Source organism: Pseudidiomarina salilacus (assembly GCF_047323925.1).
Lineage (GTDB): Bacteria > Pseudomonadota > Gammaproteobacteria > Enterobacterales > Alteromonadaceae > Pseudidiomarina > Pseudidiomarina salilacus.
On the sequence record NZ_CP178751.1, the window covers coordinates 627,228 to 644,071 of the forward strand.

Annotated in this window: 14 protein-coding genes; 13 read left to right on the forward strand and 1 reads right to left on the reverse strand. The window is 48.6% G+C overall.

From position 1 onward, the window contains the following. The first annotated feature begins 7 nt into the window (after positions 1-7). On the forward strand, positions 8-865 hold the full coding sequence (locus tag ACJ8W9_RS03000; RefSeq protein ID WP_411360333.1) for a DUF6279 family lipoprotein: 858 nt from the start codon (positions 8-10) through the stop codon (positions 863-865). Here ACJ8W9_RS03000 and pyk read toward each other — a convergent pair. After that, the gene (gene pyk / locus ACJ8W9_RS03005) at positions 862-2,298 is read right to left on the reverse strand and encodes a pyruvate kinase (RefSeq protein ID WP_411358416.1); all 1,437 of its coding nucleotides are present in this window, start codon (positions 2,296-2,298) and stop codon (positions 862-864) included. The genes ACJ8W9_RS03000 and pyk overlap by 4 nt on opposite strands. 179 nt (positions 2,299-2,477) lie before the next feature. Between pyk and ACJ8W9_RS03010 the strand changes: the two genes are divergently transcribed. From ACJ8W9_RS03010 to pepN, 12 genes are all read left to right on the forward strand, one after another. Then, positions 2,478-3,923, forward strand: a complete 1,446-nt coding sequence (locus ACJ8W9_RS03010) for a glyceraldehyde-3-phosphate dehydrogenase (RefSeq protein WP_411358417.1) — start codon at positions 2,478-2,480, stop codon at positions 3,921-3,923. A gap of 66 nt (positions 3,924-3,989) precedes the next feature. Beyond that, on the forward strand, positions 3,990-5,120 hold the full coding sequence (locus ACJ8W9_RS03015; RefSeq protein WP_411358418.1) for a M14-type cytosolic carboxypeptidase: 1,131 nt from the start codon (positions 3,990-3,992) through the stop codon (positions 5,118-5,120). A 69-nt stretch (positions 5,121-5,189) separates the two neighbouring features. Further along, on the forward strand, positions 5,190-6,875 hold the full coding sequence (locus ACJ8W9_RS03020; protein WP_411358420.1) for an alanine/glycine:cation symporter family protein: 1,686 nt from the start codon (positions 5,190-5,192) through the stop codon (positions 6,873-6,875). A 141-nt stretch (positions 6,876-7,016) separates the two neighbouring features. Beyond that, positions 7,017-7,343, forward strand: coding sequence for a hypothetical protein (locus ACJ8W9_RS03025; RefSeq protein WP_411358421.1), 327 nt, complete (start codon positions 7,017-7,019; stop codon positions 7,341-7,343). Beyond that, on the forward strand, positions 7,343-7,639 hold the full coding sequence (locus ACJ8W9_RS03030) for a YeaC family protein (protein WP_411358422.1): 297 nt from the start codon (positions 7,343-7,345) through the stop codon (positions 7,637-7,639). The genes ACJ8W9_RS03025 and ACJ8W9_RS03030 overlap by 1 nt, the downstream gene beginning before the upstream one ends. A 1-nt stretch (position 7,640) precedes the next feature. Next, positions 7,641-8,105 carry a GAF domain-containing protein gene (locus tag ACJ8W9_RS03035; protein WP_411358423.1) on the forward strand — a complete coding sequence of 155 codons (465 nt, stop codon included), beginning with the start codon at positions 7,641-7,643 and terminating at the stop codon, positions 8,103-8,105. 4 nt (positions 8,106-8,109) lie between these two features. Further along, entirely contained in the window at positions 8,110-8,400 is a 291-nt protein-coding gene (locus ACJ8W9_RS03040) for a hypothetical protein (protein WP_411358424.1), read from the forward strand. Then, a complete protein-coding gene (proQ, locus tag ACJ8W9_RS03045) occupies positions 8,393-9,049 on the forward strand; it encodes an RNA chaperone ProQ (protein ID WP_411358425.1) in 657 nt (218 codons plus the stop codon). Before ACJ8W9_RS03040 ends, proQ begins: the two co-directional genes overlap by 8 nt. A 4-nt stretch (positions 9,050-9,053) precedes the next feature. Continuing rightward, positions 9,054-11,117, forward strand: coding sequence for a carboxy terminal-processing peptidase (gene prc / locus ACJ8W9_RS03050; protein WP_411360338.1), 2,064 nt, complete (start codon positions 9,054-9,056; stop codon positions 11,115-11,117). Positions 11,118-11,192: 75 nt separating this feature from the next. Then, on the forward strand, positions 11,193-12,575 hold the full coding sequence (locus ACJ8W9_RS03055) for a sodium-dependent transporter (protein ID WP_411358427.1): 1,383 nt from the start codon (positions 11,193-11,195) through the stop codon (positions 12,573-12,575). Positions 12,576-12,590: 15 nt separating this feature from the next. After that, positions 12,591-14,063, forward strand: a complete 1,473-nt coding sequence (nhaC, locus tag ACJ8W9_RS03060) for a Na+/H+ antiporter NhaC (RefSeq protein WP_411358428.1) — start codon at positions 12,591-12,593, stop codon at positions 14,061-14,063. A 32-nt stretch (positions 14,064-14,095) separates the two neighbouring features. Next, positions 14,096-16,714 carry an aminopeptidase N gene (pepN, locus tag ACJ8W9_RS03065; RefSeq protein ID WP_411358429.1) on the forward strand — a complete coding sequence of 873 codons (2,619 nt, stop codon included), beginning with the start codon at positions 14,096-14,098 and terminating at the stop codon, positions 16,712-16,714. Positions 16,715-16,844: the final 130 nt, after the last annotated feature.

Here is a 16,844-nt window from a genome sequence, read left to right on the forward strand (position 1 = left end):
GATAACGATGCGCACGGTAAGTCTTAAACTGCTAACAATCATCGTTGTCACACTTCTGTTCAGCGGCTGTTCAACCCAGTTTGGCTATCGCTTCGCTGACACCTACCTCGAATATCAACTTGGCAAGTACGTTGACCTTGATGACCCGCTAGCGGGAGATGTTTCAGCCAGTATCGATGCGTTACACCAATGGCATGCACAAACACAGATGCCCGCATATGCCGATTTCTTGACTGAACTGATCAACGCGGTTGAAAACGATCGAATCGATGCGCAGCAGCTAAACCAATTTGCTGACGATGCTTATCGGTTCTGGCACACCATTCGTCTTGAAATTGAGCCGTACGCCCAACGTTATTTGCCGCAGCTCAGCGCTGCACAGCGTGCTCAATTTATCACTAAAATGCGGGAACAAATTACTGAAGAAAGAGTGGAAGAGCTCGCGCAAGAGCCGCGTAAAAGGCAACGTGAAAGGTTTCAGAGAACCATTGATCGTGCTGAAGAGTGGCTCGGAAGGTTAGCGCCGGAACAGGAGCGTTTGTTGCACCGTTGGATGGAACAGCGCGAACGCAATGATGAGTTATGGCATCGCTACCAAATGCAATGGCTAGATAGTTTTGAGCGCACCATTAAGAACCCAAGTGCAGAGGACTTTTCGGCCTCACTAGAACAACTGATTACCAATCCTGAACAATTCCGCAGTGAAGAGTTACAGCAGAGTAGTGACTATAATCGTGCGCTAACCATCGAATTCTTCGTTGCCATTTACGCAACAATGAGTGTTGAGCAAAAACGTAAAGTCCGTAACAAGCTCGCCGATTACCGCGAACTTGTTACGGATATTCATAAAGACTACGCTGACTAACGGACTTCGATAATCTTACAAGTGTTGGTCGAACCAACAGTTTCCATTACATCGCCGTGGGTCAAGATCACCAAATCTCCCGGAACAACGTGACCGCGTGCTTTAATCTCGTTAATCGCATCGCGAATCAAGGCTTCTGGCTTGCTTTTGGTCGAATCAAACGCGATAGGGTAAACCCCTCGGTACAATGCACAACGATTGCGGCTGTCTGGGTGACGCGATAGTGAGAAAATTGGCAAAATGGTATGAATACGTGACATCAGTTTGGCAGTGGTGCCAGACTCGGTTAAGGCGATGATAGCTTTTACGCCTGATAAATGCGTCGCAGCATACATCGCGGTGATTGCGGTCGCTTCTTGCGTATTGGTAAAGGTTTCTTCGAGTTCGCTGTTGTCTAGGCGGGCAGAAGGATGAGTTTCAGCACCCAGACAAATCTCGGCCATGGCTTTGACGGTCGCTACCGGATATTTACCGGCTGCGGTTTCGGCTGAGAGCATCACTGCGTCTGTGCCATCTAGCACTGCGTTCGCCACATCCATCACTTCTGCACGGGTTGGCATTGGGTTTTCGATCATGGTTTCCATCATTTGTGTTGCCGTGATCACAACCTTATTGAGCTGACGGGCGCGTTTAATGATGAGTTTCTGTTTACCGACCAACTGAGCATCGCCGATTTCAACACCTAGATCACCGCGCGCGACCATGACCGCTTCAGAAGCGCGAATGATATCGTCCAGCGCAGCATCAGTTGCAACAGCTTCAGCCCGTTCGATTTTTGCACATAACATGCCGGTGCCGTTGGCAGCGCGTAACAGTCGGCGTGCTTCATGCATATCGGCACTTGATCGCGGGAACGACACGGCAAGATAATCAACGCCGATTTCCGCGGCGAGTTTGATATCTTGGTAATCTTTTTCAGTCAATGCCGCCGCTGAGAGACCACCACCGAGACGGTTGATGCCTTTATTATTTGATAGCTTACCGCCAACAATCACGGTGGTAATGACCTTTGAGCCTTCAACGCGGTCTACTTTGAGCCGAACCCGCCCGTCGTCTAAGAGTAAGATATCTTCAGGCTTAACATCTTGTGGCAGTTCTTTGTAATCAATACCTACCGCTTGTCCAGTGCCGGCATCGCTTGCCATTGCCGCGTCGAGGGTAAAGGTGTCGCCTTCGTCAAGCGTGACATGGTCATGGACAAACTTTGCAACGCGAATTTTAGGGCCTTGCAAGTCACCTAAAATCGCCACGTGAGTCCCGAGTCGCGCACAAATGTCACGCACCAACTTCGCCCGTTGTTTGTGGTCATCCGCTTTGCCATGGGAGAAGTTCAACCGCACCACGTTTGCGCCAGCTTTAATCAGGGCCTCTAAAGTGGCTGGATTATCAGTAGCGGGGCCAAGCGTTGTAACTATTTTGGTACGGCGTAACATAAGGAGCTCCTTTGGACAGCAAGACAATGACTGCAATATTTTGTGTCGCGAATTGTAGCACGCTGAGAAATGCGGTCGACACTTTCTGGTACTTCGAAGGTGTTTTCAGTACAATAGCGCTCGATTTTTTCCGTTTAACTGTTTTCCTCTTTAACGCAAAGTAACGCAAAGGTAATCGCATGAGTGACCAACAGCAGGATCTGACGCTTCAAAGCTGGCAGGAACGCCAGGAATACGCTGAAATGATGCAACCTATTTTAGGCCGTCTGTATCGTAACTACGGTGTTGAAATTTTGGTCTATGGCCGTTCACTGTTAAACGTTGATACCATCAACATCATCAAAGCGCATCGTCTGATCCGCCGGCATGAAGGTGTGAAGCTACGCTTGCGTGAGAGCTTCCCGTTCATTGAGGCCATCAGCAAAATGAAACTTGCACCGGCGCGCATTGACTTGGGTAAATTGGCTTTCAATTACCTGCACAAAGACGCCGGCAAGGGTGCTTCCATCGAAGATTACCTAAAAACAGAGTTGGTGGAAATCATCGACAAGGTTGATGAAATTCCAACCACTGATGTAGTGCTTTACGGCTTCGGTCGCATTGGCCGCTTGCTAGCGCGTTTATTGATTGAGCGTAACGGTAGCAATAACAAAATGCGATTGCGCGCGATCGTGGTGCGCGGTGGTCGCGACGGTGATCTGGAGAAACGGGCAAGCCTGTTACGCCGTGATTCGATTCATGGCCCATTCAATGGCTCCATCACTGTTGATCATGAGAATTGTGCGATTAAAGCTAATGGCACCAGCATCAAAGTTATTTATTCCGATGGTCCTGATCAAGTCGATTACACGCAATATGGGATCAACGATGCCATTGTTATCGACAACACAGGTATTTGGAAAGACGAAGATGGTTTAGGGCTGCACTTGAAGTCAAAAGGCGTCAAGAAAGTATTGCTGACGGCTCCCTCAAAAGGTGCCATCAAAAATATCGTGTACGGTGTCAACCATCAAGATATCGCACCAGAGGACTTGATTGTCAGTGCCGCAAGTTGCACTACTAACGCCATCACGCCAGTGTTAAAGGTCATCAACGATCATTATGGTATCCGCAACGGTCACGTTGAAACCGTACACTCGTACACCAACGACCAAAATCTCATCGATAACTATCACAAAGCTGAACGTCGTGGCCGTTCTGCGCCGCTGAATATGGTCTTGACCTCAACTGGTGCGGCAAAAGCAGTAGCCAAAGCTTTGCCAGAGCTAGCTGGTAAATTGACGGGCAACGCTATTCGCGTGCCAACGCCGAACGTGTCAATGGCGATCATGAATTTGAATCTGCAAAAGGCCACCAGCAAGGATGAAATCAATGCTTTCTTGCGTGACCAAGCTCTGCACTCAGATTTGCAAGCACAGATTGATTTCACTGCTTCAACCGAAATCGTATCTACCGACTTGGTAGGTTCACGTTACGCAGGTGTGGTTGACTCACAAGCAACCATCGTTGATGAAGATCGTGCCGTACTTTATGTTTGGTACGACAATGAGTTCGGTTACAGCTGTCAGGTGATTCGCGTTGCTGAAAAGATGGCAGGGCAAGAACTCACCAATTTGCCTAAATAAGACTTTTTCAATCACAACAAAAGCGCCAATCGGCGCTTTTGTTTTCTCGAATGAAAGGATTACAACATGTTAATTACTGCACAATTTGACAGTGGCAATATCGAAGTCGTGAAGGCTGAAGATCCTGCTGCCATCGAACTTAAAATTCGCCAAGACCACCAGTCCGATTTTTATCAGTGGTTTCATTTTAAACTCTATGGCGAACTAGGCACTGAACATGTAATGAACATTACCAATGCCTCAGGGTCTGCCTATCCGGATGGTTGGCAAGATTACTCAGCGGTTGCTTCATATGACCGTGAAACTTGGTTTCGCGTACCCACGAGCTATGACGGTAAAACCCTTACGATTCGTCATACGTTGGAGCAAGAAAGTGTCTACTTTGCTTATTTCACGCCGTATTCCTATGAGCGTCATCAAGATTTAATCCATTGGGCACAACAATCTAGCTTAGTTGAACATGTGTTGCTGGGACAAACGCTTGATGGTCGTGATTTGAACCTGTTAGTCATTGGTGAACCCGATGAAAGCAAACAAAAGATTTGGGTCACCGCACGCCAGCATCCAGGTGAATCAATGGCAGAATGGTTTATCGAAGGCATGTTAGGACGTTTACTCGATGATGAAGATGGCGCAGTGCGTAAATTGCTGCAAGATAACGTCTTTTATGTGGTTCCTAACATGAACCCAGATGGCAGTGTCCGAGGCCACTTACGCACCAATGCGGTGGGGGTCAACCTCAATCGCGAGTGGCAAGCACCTTCGCTCGAACGCAGCCCTGAGGTGTTTCATGTCCTCAACGCGATGCAAGAAACTGGCGTTGATTTATATCTCGACATTCACGGTGACGAAAACCTACCGTACAACTTCCTTGCCGGTTGTGAAGGTGTGCCTTGTTATAACGAGCGCCATGACAAACTTGCTGAAAAATTCAAAGCAACGCTGCTTGCCATCACGCCAGAGTTCCAAACTGAGTTTGGCTACGAGGTGGACAAACCAGGCGAAGCGAATCTTACGGTGGCAAGTAACGCAGTTGCAGAGCGTTTCGACTGTTTAGCCTTCACATTAGAGATGCCTTTCAAAGATAATGCGAACCTGCCAGATGCAGACTTCGGTTGGTCGGCGAATCGCAGTGCACAATTAGGTGCAGATGTAGTCAGTGCAGTCTATGCTGTTGCTAATGACTTGCGCGTTTAACGCGCGCAAGTTAGCTTAAGTACGTAATAACGACAATAAATAACAATTACAATTCGCAAGGGGGACACCTTGGAAGCCATTAATAACTTTCTTTTGCTGCTTGATAGCTATCTTGGTTCGGCAGCTTACTTCCCATACATCCTGTTGGGTGTCGGTATTTTCTTCACGTTGTATTTAGGTTTTCCGCAAGTCCGTTTTTTCGGTCATGCCTGGAAAGTTGTCACGGGGAAATTCGATAAAAAGGGCGCGCAAGGTGACACCAGTCACTTCCAAGCCCTTTCTACCGCACTTTCTGGCACCGTCGGTACGGGTAATATTGGTGGTGTTGCGCTGGCGATCTTTTTAGGTGGACCCGCGGCGATCTTCTGGATGTGGGTAACTGCATTCTTGGGCATGACCACTAAATTCGTCGAAGTGACTTTATCGCATAAATATCGCGTCAAAACCGAAGATGGCACCATGGCGGGTGGCCCTATGTATTACATGGATCGCCGCTTGAATATGAAGTGGTTGGCAGTCATCTTTGCAGTTGCGACCATCATTAGCTCGTTCGGCACCGGTAACATGCCGCAGATTAACAACATTGCACAGAGTATGGAAATGAGCTTCGGCTTTGATCCAATGCTCACTGGTGGCGTGCTTGCTATCTTGCTAGCAATGGTGATTATCGGTGGCATTAAACGTATTGCTGCGGTGACTTCTAAAATCGTGCCAATTATGGGCGCACTTTATATTTTAGGTGCATTGAGCGTCATTCTATTCAATATCGAAAATATTGGTCCTTCAATTTCCGCGATTTTCACCAATGCCTTTAGTGGTTCTGCAGCCACTGGTGGCTTCTTGGGTGCTACCTTCGCCTACGCCTTTAACCGTGGGGTTAACCGCGGCTTGTTCTCGAACGAGGCAGGTCAAGGTTCAGCGCCCATCGCGCACGCATCAGCACGCGCCGATGAACCGGTTTCAGAAGGCATGGTTTCGATCCTCGAACCCTTCATCGATACGATCGTTATTTGTACGTTGACGGCATTGGTGATTTTGTCTTCTGGCGTTTGGAGCGAGAAGCACACCAATACTTTCGAAAAAGCCGATTTAGAAATCATCGCTGGCAACTATGATGATCGCACAGAAGCTGACCGTACTGCGCTCTATCACTATTTGAACGACACCGACGAAAATAGTATCGAAAAATATAGCGGTACGATCGAGGTGCAAAATGGTGAACCTGTCAGTAATGGGTACACGATGCTACACGCTCGCTCTGTAGCAGAGAACGTGCGCTTTATCGTCGCTGGAGAAGACCCTTACACAGGTACATTACGGATTGAAAACGGGCGCATGATGAAACAAGACATTGTCATTATGGGCGATAGCTTGGTGCACTCCGCGGCACTTACGTCAATTGCTTTTGCCAACGGTTTCTTTGGTGCTGCTGGTGAATACATTGTGCCTATCAGTTTAATGTTATTTGCTTTCTCAACGGCTATCGCTTGGTCTTACTATGGCGACCGTGCAGTGGTTTATTTGTTCGGTCAACGCGGTGTCATGCCGTACCGAATCATTTACGTTGCAGGTTTCTTTGTTGCTTCATTTGCCGATACAACTTTGGTATGGACCTTGTCCTATGTAGCGATCGTGCTCATGACCTTGCCCAACTTGCTCGGCATCATGCTATTGCGACGCGAAATGAAGGACACAGTCAAAGCCTACTGGCAAGACTTTGATGCTGAACAGGCGAAAAAGAAACAAGAACAATAATTTTGTTGTCATGAATTGTTGGTTCTCATTTAAGTGCCCGCAGTCATTGCGGGCACTTTACTTTGTAGCCTTGTTTCTACACTTGAATTTCACCCTGAAACCCTTATATTGCTTAGTCTGATGTAGTCAAAAGAGGCCCTCATGGCAATTATTCAATGCCCCTCATGTAACAAGCGCGTATCGAGCCGTGCTGAAGTCTGCCCGCATTGCGATTTTCAGTTTGCTGGGCGTTCAGCGGATGAACTTGAAGAAGCACAACAACGAGCTCTGCAGCGCCGTAAAGAAAAAATGTTAGGACAATCTATGTTGGCACTGCTGGTAGCCATTGCAGGTTTTGCTTACAGTTTTCTCGAGCAGCCACATCCAGAAAGTTGGCAAGCAGCTGTTAGCTATGGTGCCATGGCGCTTGGTTTGGTGTGGTTTATCGTCAATCGCGTACGTATTTTAATGGTGAAACGGAGCCGTTAATGCAGTTTGAAGACTTACTTGCCAGTATCACACCTGAAACTTTTGAACGCTTAGTTTCCGCGGTGGAAATAGGTCGTTGGCCTGATGGCGTCGCCCTCAGTGAACGGCAAAAAGAAGATACCATTCAACTTGTGATGGCCTATCAAGCCAAATATTGTCCGTCAGATGAACCTTTCCGTGTAGGTGCTGATGGACTGCTCGTGACCCGCAGCAAACGTGAAATGCGTGATGCCGCTGCGACACCAAAAGGCGAACGTATCGCCAGTTTCTCCCTTAACCAAGAAGACTCCAAGTAATATGGCGACAGCTACTGATTATGATTTGTTGTTGGCGCAAGCCGAGGCAATCACCGCTGGGGAACCAGATCTTATTGCAAACCTAAGTAATTTATCTGCCTTGGTTTACGAAGCACTTGATGACGTGAATTGGGTGGGATTTTATCTTACGCGCGCGCCAGAAACGCTGGTATTAGGGCCGTTTCAAGGCAAAGTCGCTTGCCTGCGCATTGCGTTTGGCAAAGGCGTCTGTGGTACCGCCGCGACAACGCGTGAAACGCAGCGCGTCATCGATGTTCATGAGTTTCCTGGGCATATTGCCTGTGATAGCGCATCCAATTCTGAGGTAGTGGTACCCTTAATTGTCGCGGATCGCGTTGTCGGCGTTTTTGACTTAGACAGTCCGTCAGTCGGGCGTTTTAGCACAGAGGATGCAGCTGGTTTAACCCGCTTGGGAAGATTTATCGAAACCTTAAACTGGAACTAACTGCATGTATAGCGAGTTTGATATCCATGCGTATTTAGTCAGTTATCAAGATATGGCTTTCTTCGAACATGAGGCAGAAGTCGCGGTTGATCAATTGAATGAAATGCTTCATTACATTCACAGTTTGGCTGCAGAAGATGATACTCTGGAAACCCTTGAAGAAGTCGTGCGGCGCACGTTATTTGACTGGATTGAGAACCCGGAACTCCTCGATCTCGATAGCGATGAAATGTACACCTATATTGAAGAGCAACTAGCTGACGCACGTCAGCAGGAAAATGATGAACATGAGTGAAGTAAAGAAACTAAGCAACAATAAAGAAGTCATCGCGTATCTAGCAGAAAAATTCCCTGCTTGCTTTAGCGTTGAAGGGGATACGAAACCATTAAAAATTGGTATTTTTGATGATCTCGCAACGCGTCTTGCGGATGATGATGCGGTGAGTAAAACACGTTTGCGTACCGCTTTACGTCACTATACCAACAGCTGGCGTTACTTACGTGCGATGAAAGTCGGTGGCGAACGGGTAGATCTCGACGGCAAAGCAGTTGCTAAAGTTGAAGAAGAACATCAAACGCACGCAGCAGAAGCGCTCGAGCAATCGCAGGCTGCGGTGGCGGAACGCAAAAAAGCGGCGGCGAAAGCAGCAAAACCCGCCGCTGCTAAACGAGCACCGACAAAAGCTGCTCCGCGCAAAGACACTAAGCGCAGCAAACCAAATTCGACGCCAACACGTAAGTCAATAAAGCAGTCAGCACCAAAGTTACAAGCGGTAACTAGTTCACAGTTAAAGCCAGGTCAGCAAGTTCAAGTGAAAGCAGGGCAGAAGCCTATCGCTGGTGAAATCGTCGAACTTGACCGCAACGACGTAGTAGTGCAACTTCATAACGGACTGACTGTCAAAGTATCAGCCGAAGCGATTTTTGTTGCCCAGCAGGAGTAGTCGAATGCCAACAACAATGTTCAAGAAAGTCTCACTGGTCGTTGCCATCCAACTTGGATTGGTTGGGGCTGCAGTTGCCTTACCGCCAGCGTATCAAGTTGATGAATTACCTGAACTAGCTCAAGAAGAACAACACTCTGTTGTGAGTCAGCGGGTAACGACTTATTTCACGCGGTATCACTTCAAGAATATGGAACTTGATAACGCACTGTCAGAAGAGATCCTTGAACGTTATTTAGAAATGCTCGACTACAACAAAATGTTTTTACTGCAAGCCGATGTTGAGCAGGCCGCAGAATACAAACATTTGTTTGACGACATGATTCACTCAGGCAAATTAAGCCCAGCCTACACAGTGTTTGAAAAGGCTATGGAACGCAGCTTCGAGCGCTATACCTATGCACTCAAGCTGCTTGATGAAGAACAGCCTTTTGACTTTGAGAAAGAAGGCGACAAGTATTATTTCGATCGTGAAGATGCCGAATGGGCAACGAGTGAAGCTGAGTTAGACGAGTTATGGCGGCAACGGGTCAAGTTCGACGCGTTAAATTTAGCCATGACCGGTAAAGAATGGCCAGAGATCGTTGAAACTCTTGGTAAACGCTACAACAATGCGTTACTGCGCCTGACGCAAACGAATAGTGAAGACGTCTTTCAAACTGTCATGAATGCTTTTGCACGCAGTGTTGAGGCGCACACCAGTTATTTATCACCGGCGAATGCTGAGCGTTTCGAACAAAATATGAACCTCGAACTCGAGGGTATCGGTGCCGTGTTGCAATCGGAATATGATTACACTGTCATTCGTAGTCTTGTTCCTGGTGGTCCCGCCGATCAAACCGGCGAAATCGCACCCGAAGACCGTGTGGTTGGAGTTGCTCAAGGTGACGAAGATGATGCTGAGTTTGTCGATGTGATTGGCTGGCGTCTAGACGAAGTGGTCGAGCTCATCAAAGGTCCTAAGGGTACCACGGTGCAGTTGCAAGTTTTAAAAGCAAATCAAACTGCAAGCGCAACGCCGGAGGTGATTTCCATTGTCCGCGATAAGGTCAAACTAGAGGATCGCGCCGCGAAGCTCGAGGTGAAATCGATGCAAGAAGGCACCTACGCTGGGCGTAAGCTCGGAGTGATCAGCGTGCCTAGTTTCTATCATAATGTGAGTGGCGACGTACAAAAGCTGATTGACGAAGCGCAAGCTGCCGGTGCTGAAGGCATCATTATGGATTTACGGAATAACGGTGGTGGATCGTTGCAAGAAGCGATTCGCCTCACCGGCCTGTTTATTACCTCGGGGCCTGTAGTGCAGGTAGCCGATGGCAGTGGTCGTCGCGAAGTTAACGGCGACCGCGATGATGAGATTCAGTATGATGGGCCCTTGGTGGTAATGGTCAACCGTTATAGCGCCTCGGCCTCAGAGATTTTTGCGGCGGCGATGCAAGACTATCAGCGCGCGCTTATCGTGGGTGAGCAAACCTATGGTAAAGGTACGGTCCAGCAACATCGGGGACTGCAACGCCGCTTTGACTTCTTTGACAAGCCGATTGGCAGTGTGCAGTACACCATAGCCAAGTTCTATAGGATCAATGGCGGTAGCACGCAAATGCGCGGCGTGGTGCCGGACATTGCTTTCCCAACTGTTATGGATAATGAGGATTTCGGCGAGAGTGCGCTCGAAAATGCACTGCCTTGGAACCAGCTTGACTCGGCTGATTTTGAGCAGGTGAATGCGGTCGACACCAGCTTGGTTGAAAAACTCAAACAGTTAAATGATAAGCTTATCGGTGAAAATCCTGAATTCAATTATGTGCTTGAGGATGCTGCAGAGTACCAAGCTGAAAAAGATAAAACTTGGACCAGTTTAGTCATGTCAGAGCGCAAGGCTGAAGAAGAGGCGGACGAGAAAAAAGCGCTTGAACGAGCCAATGAACGCCTCGCGCGCTTGGGGCTGGAGGCGATTGAAAGCCTTGATGAGATGCCAGATGACTTTGAGCAACCGGATCCTTACTTAAACGAAACACTCGTGTTAAGCTTCGAGTTGATTGATGACTTAAAGATCGCCATGCAATAACCCTCGCATGGTAGAGAAAAGCCGCCTTAGGCGGCTTTTTTGTAGAATAATAATAAACAACGGAAAACAAGGGTTATGAAAACTCCTAAAACCATCACGGGTCGCTGGTCGAGCCGTCTTGCCTTTATTTTGGCTTCAACTGCTGCGGCAGTGGGTCTCGGTAATATCTGGAAATTCCCTTACATCACTGGTGAAAATGGTGGTGGTGCTTTTGTCCTCGTCTATCTGCTTTGTATAGCCGTTATCGGTATTCCTATTATGATGGCGGAAATTATCATTGGCCGACGCGGGCGCCACAGTCCAGGTATTGCAGCGGCTACTGTTGCAGAGGAGTCCGGTCGTAGTCGCAACTGGGCGATCACTGGCTGGATTGGCATGGCAACAGGCTTTTTAGTCCTCAGTTTTTACGCGGTCATCGCTGGTTGGGCGCTAGCCTATGTTGGAGAGGCTGCGAGTGGGGCCTTTGTTGACAAAAGCGTGGAAGAAATCAGTGGGCTCTTCGGCGGTTTAGTCAGCTCGGCTGAGCGTCTATTATTGTGGCATGGATTGATCCTGATTGCCGTTGCACTGGTCGTCGGCCGTGGGTTAAAAGACGGCTTAGAAAATACCGTGCGGTGGATGCTACCGGTAATGGTCGCGTTGCTTATTGGTATCGCTATTTATGCTGCATCTATAGGTGACTTCGCCGGTGCCATTAATTTCATGTTTGCACCGAACTTCCAAGACTTAACCGTCAATGGTGTCTTGTTAGCCTTAGGTCATGCCTTTTTCTCACTGGGCTTAGCTTCAGGTGTTGTCATCATGTACGGCGCTTATTTGCCACGCGAGACTTCGGTAGTGCAGACCACTTTATGGGTTGCGCTTGCAGATACCCTTGTGGCATTACTTGCAGGTCTTGCCATCTTCCCCATCGTTTTCGGTAGTCAATTAGCGCCAGAAGCGGGGCCTGGTCTCATTTTCCAGAGCTTGCCTGTGGCTTTTGCTAGCATGCCAGGCGGCCAATGGGTGGGGACGCTGTTTTTTGTCATGTTGGTCATTGCCGCATTCACGTCGGCGATCGCCATGATTGAATCTGCTGTCGCATTTCTCCAAGAGAAGTGCGATTGGGGCCGTTGGCGCGCCACCTTGGTAGCAGTGGTTGTGCTTTGGTTACTGGGACTGGTCACGATCTTTTCGTTCAGTGGCGCAAGCTGGACACAGCTTGAATGGCAGTTACCGGGCAAAGTCATTACCAATTGGTTCGACTTAATCGACTATGCGACCGGCTCAATTCTGTTACCATTAGGCGGTTTATTATTGGCTCTGTTTAGTGGTTGGGTGATGACGCGCGCTGCGAGTCAAGACGAAATGGATACCCATCCACGAGTCTATCAACTCTGGTTGCTAATGGTGCGCTGGGTCGCTCCGGTCATTATTATTATTATTTTTCTGCAGCTCATCGGTGTCGTGAGCTTTTAAAGAATAGAGACAACTATGCACAATCGTTCACTTTCAGCTTTTAAAGAACCAACGCTGCTGCAAGCCGCGTTACCACTTGTGGTACTGATTATCGCACTCGCGACCTCAGTCTACCTTTTCGGCGAAGATTCCTCTTATGGGCCCAATCAAATCGCCTTATGGGTTGCCGGCGGCGTCGCTGTCATTATCGGCTTCGTGAATAATTATCGCTGGGAAGACATCGAAGAAGGCATTAAAGAGGGTATTTCAGTAGCGCTCGGCGCGTTGTTGATCATCCTTGCGGTCGGTTCATTGATTGGTACCTGGTTGTTATCGGGTACGGTGCCAACCATGATTTACTTTGGTCTTGAGCTGCTGAGTCCAAGCTGGTTCTACGCCGCCAGTGCGCTGATTTGCGGCATTATTGCGTTAGCCATAGGTAGCTCGTGGACAACGGCTGCAACCATAGGTGTTGCCCTCATGGGGGTTGCGGCAGGGATGGGCTTATCGCCTGCGATCACAGCTGGTGCAGTGGTATCAGGCGCTTATTTTGGTGATAAAATGTCACCTTTATCAGATACCACAAACTTGGCACCAGCCGTAGCCGGTACTGAATTGTTCGCTCACATCCGTTATATGGCTTACACCGCCGGTCCCGCTTATATTATTGCACTGATTATTTTCACCTTATTGGGCTTAAACGTCGACGGTAGTGCGACCGCTTTGCAACTCGAAACCATGCAGTTAGAGCTCAATAATGCTTATAACATTGGTTGGGAAATGCTGATTCCGCTGGTGGTATTGTTGGCGCTTGCAGCAACGCGCAAACCCGCATTACCGACGGTATTTTTTGGTGCGTTGCTCGGTGGGGTCTGGGCGGTCTTCTTTCAGCCTGACTTGATCACCCAGCTCGCCGGTGAGGATTCAGGCGTTGCCACCTTAAAAATGGTCTGGCTGGCCATGACGGATGGTATCGCCGTTGAGACTGGTAGCGAACAACTTGATTCACTGCTCAGCGGTGGCGGTATGTCGAGCATGCTTAATACTGTATGGCTAATCTTAAGTGCGATGGCATTTGGTGCCGTGGTTGAAAAAATTGGCTTATTAGAGCGTCTGATTTCAGGTGTTCTGGGTTTCGCCAAATCAACTGGTAACCTTATTGCAGCAACGCTTTTCACGTGTTTCGGTGCGAATTTATTGACGGCAGACCAATATATGGCCATCGTGATTCCTGGTCGCATGTTCCGAGAAGAGTATGAGCGTCGTGGTCTAGATCCGCGGGTCTTATCTCGTACACTGGAAGACAGCGGTACCTTAACTTCAGCACTTATTCCGTGGAATACTTGTGGTGCATTTATGATGGCAACACTGGCCATCAGTCCACTCGAATATGCACCTTTCGCGTTCTTTAACTGGCTAACGCCGCTAGTCGCGATGTTCTACGGATATACCGGTATTAAAATTCTTCGCCGAGAACCTAATGTGCAGCAACAAGCTGTAACAGCCTAAGTTCCGTTCGGCACAGCAGTTAAGAGGAAATAATGAGTCGTAAAGCAGTCCAATACCGGAGCGATTATCGCGCTCCGGCCTTCACCATAGACCAGCTAGACCTCCATTTCGATCTCTCTGAACAAGCCACTGAAGTACGCGGTCGCATGCGTATTCGACGGCAAGCAAGTGGAGCATTTCATTTGCATGGCGAACAACTTCAGTTAAAGCATCTTAAAATCGATGGCCAAGTAATGGCTAGCGAACGCTACGAGGTCAGCGATACCGAGCTACGCATTGATGACGTACCTGATGTCTTTGAGCTTGAAATAGTAACGGTTGTGAATCCAAGCGCGAATAGTGCACTCGAAGGACTCTATCTGTCGGGTGGGGCATTTTGCACACAATGTGAAGCAGAAGGCTTCCGACGCATCATGTATTACCTTGACCGGCCTGACGTACTCGCCGTTTTCACTACTACTATTGTGGCTAGTGCACAACGTTATCCGTTTTTACTCGCCAACGGCAACCTCATCAAAGAGGGACAGTTGGCCGACGGTCGCCATTTTGCCACATGGCATGATCCGCATCCAAAGCCCAGTTACTTATTTGCCCTTGTCGCCGGTGACTTTGATCGCATTGAGGACCATTACACCACTAGCGAAGGGCGCGACGTTAAGCTCGAAATCTTCGTTGATAAAGGCAATGCTCAGCGCGCCGAATATGCAATGGGTGCGCTTAAGCGGTCGATGCAGTGGGACGAACAGCGGTTCGGCTTAGCTTACGATCTCGACCGATACATGATCGTCGCGGTCGACTTTTTCAACATGGGCGCGATGGAAAACAAAGGGCTCAACATCTTTAATTCCAAGTATGTTCTAGCGAGTCAAGAAACGGCAACAGATTGGGACTTCATTCATGTTGAATCCGTAATCGGCCACGAATATTTTCATAATTGGACAGGTAATCGGATCACCTGTCGCGACTGGTTCCAATTATCGCTGAAAGAGGGCTTAACCGTTTTCCGCGACCAAGAATTTAGCTCTGATCTGGGATCACGAGCGGTGCATCGGATTGATGCCATAAGGGTGATGCGCAGCCATCAATTCAATGAGGATGCAAGCCCAATGGCACATCCTATTCGCCCCGACAAAGTGCAAGAAATGAATAATTTTTACACTGTCACCGTCTACAACAAGGGCGCTGAAGTGATTCGGATGCTGCACACACTGTTGGGTGAGCAGGGCTTCCAAGCAGGTATGCGACTCTATCGTGAGCGTCACGATGGCCAAGCGGTCACCTGTGAGGACTTTGTTGCGGCACTGGAAGATGCCAATCAGACCGACTTAAATCAGTTCCGCCGTTGGTACAGTCAAGCTGGGACACCTGAAGTTACCATCACGCAAAAATACAACGCGGAGGCGGCAACTCTCGAGGTGCAGCTACGTCAACAGACTCCAGCAACCCCCGGTCAGACTGAGAAACAAGCGGTGGTCATTCCGTTACTTCTGAGTGCCTACAGCCAACAGGGCGAGCCTCTTGAATTGCAGGGCGAGCCAAATGTGGTGCGACATGAAAGTGGCAGTCAGCTGGTCGTTTTCGACAGTGCTGAAATGACCTTATCCTTCAGTAATGTCTCGGCTCAACCGGTACTCGCGTGGCTGGAAAACTTTAGTGCGCCAGTGAAATTAGAGCAGCCCATTGCCATTGAAGAACTGGCGGTATTACTAGGTCATGCGGAACAAGAAGTCACCCGTTGGGAGGCCGCACAACGTATCTTTATCGCTTTACTCCGTCAGGCGGTCGCGCAATCAGCGCAGGTGAAACTAAGCGAACTCGAGCAAGGTGCATTGCAGCAAGCATTAAAAGCAGACCTTGATCCAGCCTTGGTGGCGATGATTCTGACGCCACCGAGTGCAGAAGAACTCCTTGAATACTATCCGTCAGAGATTCCACTGGCAGCGATTGAGCGTGCCACACGTTCACTGGAATTCCAGCTGGCAGTGCAATTGCAACAGCCATTGGCAGAGTGTTTTGAACAATTACAGCCAAAAGATGATGATTTGTCGGCGAGAGCAATGGCTGAGAGGGCCCTCAAGAATCGTTGTCTGCGTTTGCTGGCGGCAGCGCAACCAGAAGCGTTCAACGGTGTAGTCGAACAACAAGCCTTACGCCAGGGCAATATGACGCAGCAATATGCAGCTTTAGAAATCTCCGTGCATTTGCAATTGCCTTGCGTGACCAAGGTGTTAGCTGAGTTTGCCAAGCAATGGAAAACGACCCCTCTGGTCATGGATAAATGGTTTGCGGTACAAGCAAGCGCAGTGCATGAGCACACCGTTGGTGATGTCGAGCGCCTGCTCGAACACGCGGCATTTAATCTGCGCAATCCCAACCGTGTTTATTCATTACTGGCGACCTTTGCGCGCAACAGTTTGCGCTTTCATCAAGAGAATGGTGCGGGGTATCAATTATTGCAACGCATAATTACCCAATTGAACACCCTCAATCCGCAGGTTGCTGCGCGCTTGATTACACCGTTCCTGCAGTTTAAAAGATTCGATGAAACACGCCGCGCAAACATGCAAAAAGTGCTTGAAGAGCTTAAAGAAATTCCTCAGTTAGCGACCGATTTAGAAGAAAAAATCAACCTTGCACTAGGGATTCAATAACTATTCTCCTCATATCCATTCATAAACTTGACATAAACATGTTCAGACCGCGTAAGACGTGGTCTGAACACTCGTTTTTACCCTTAATAAACATTGAATAGCTGAACTAAATGTCCGACAATAAAGGACG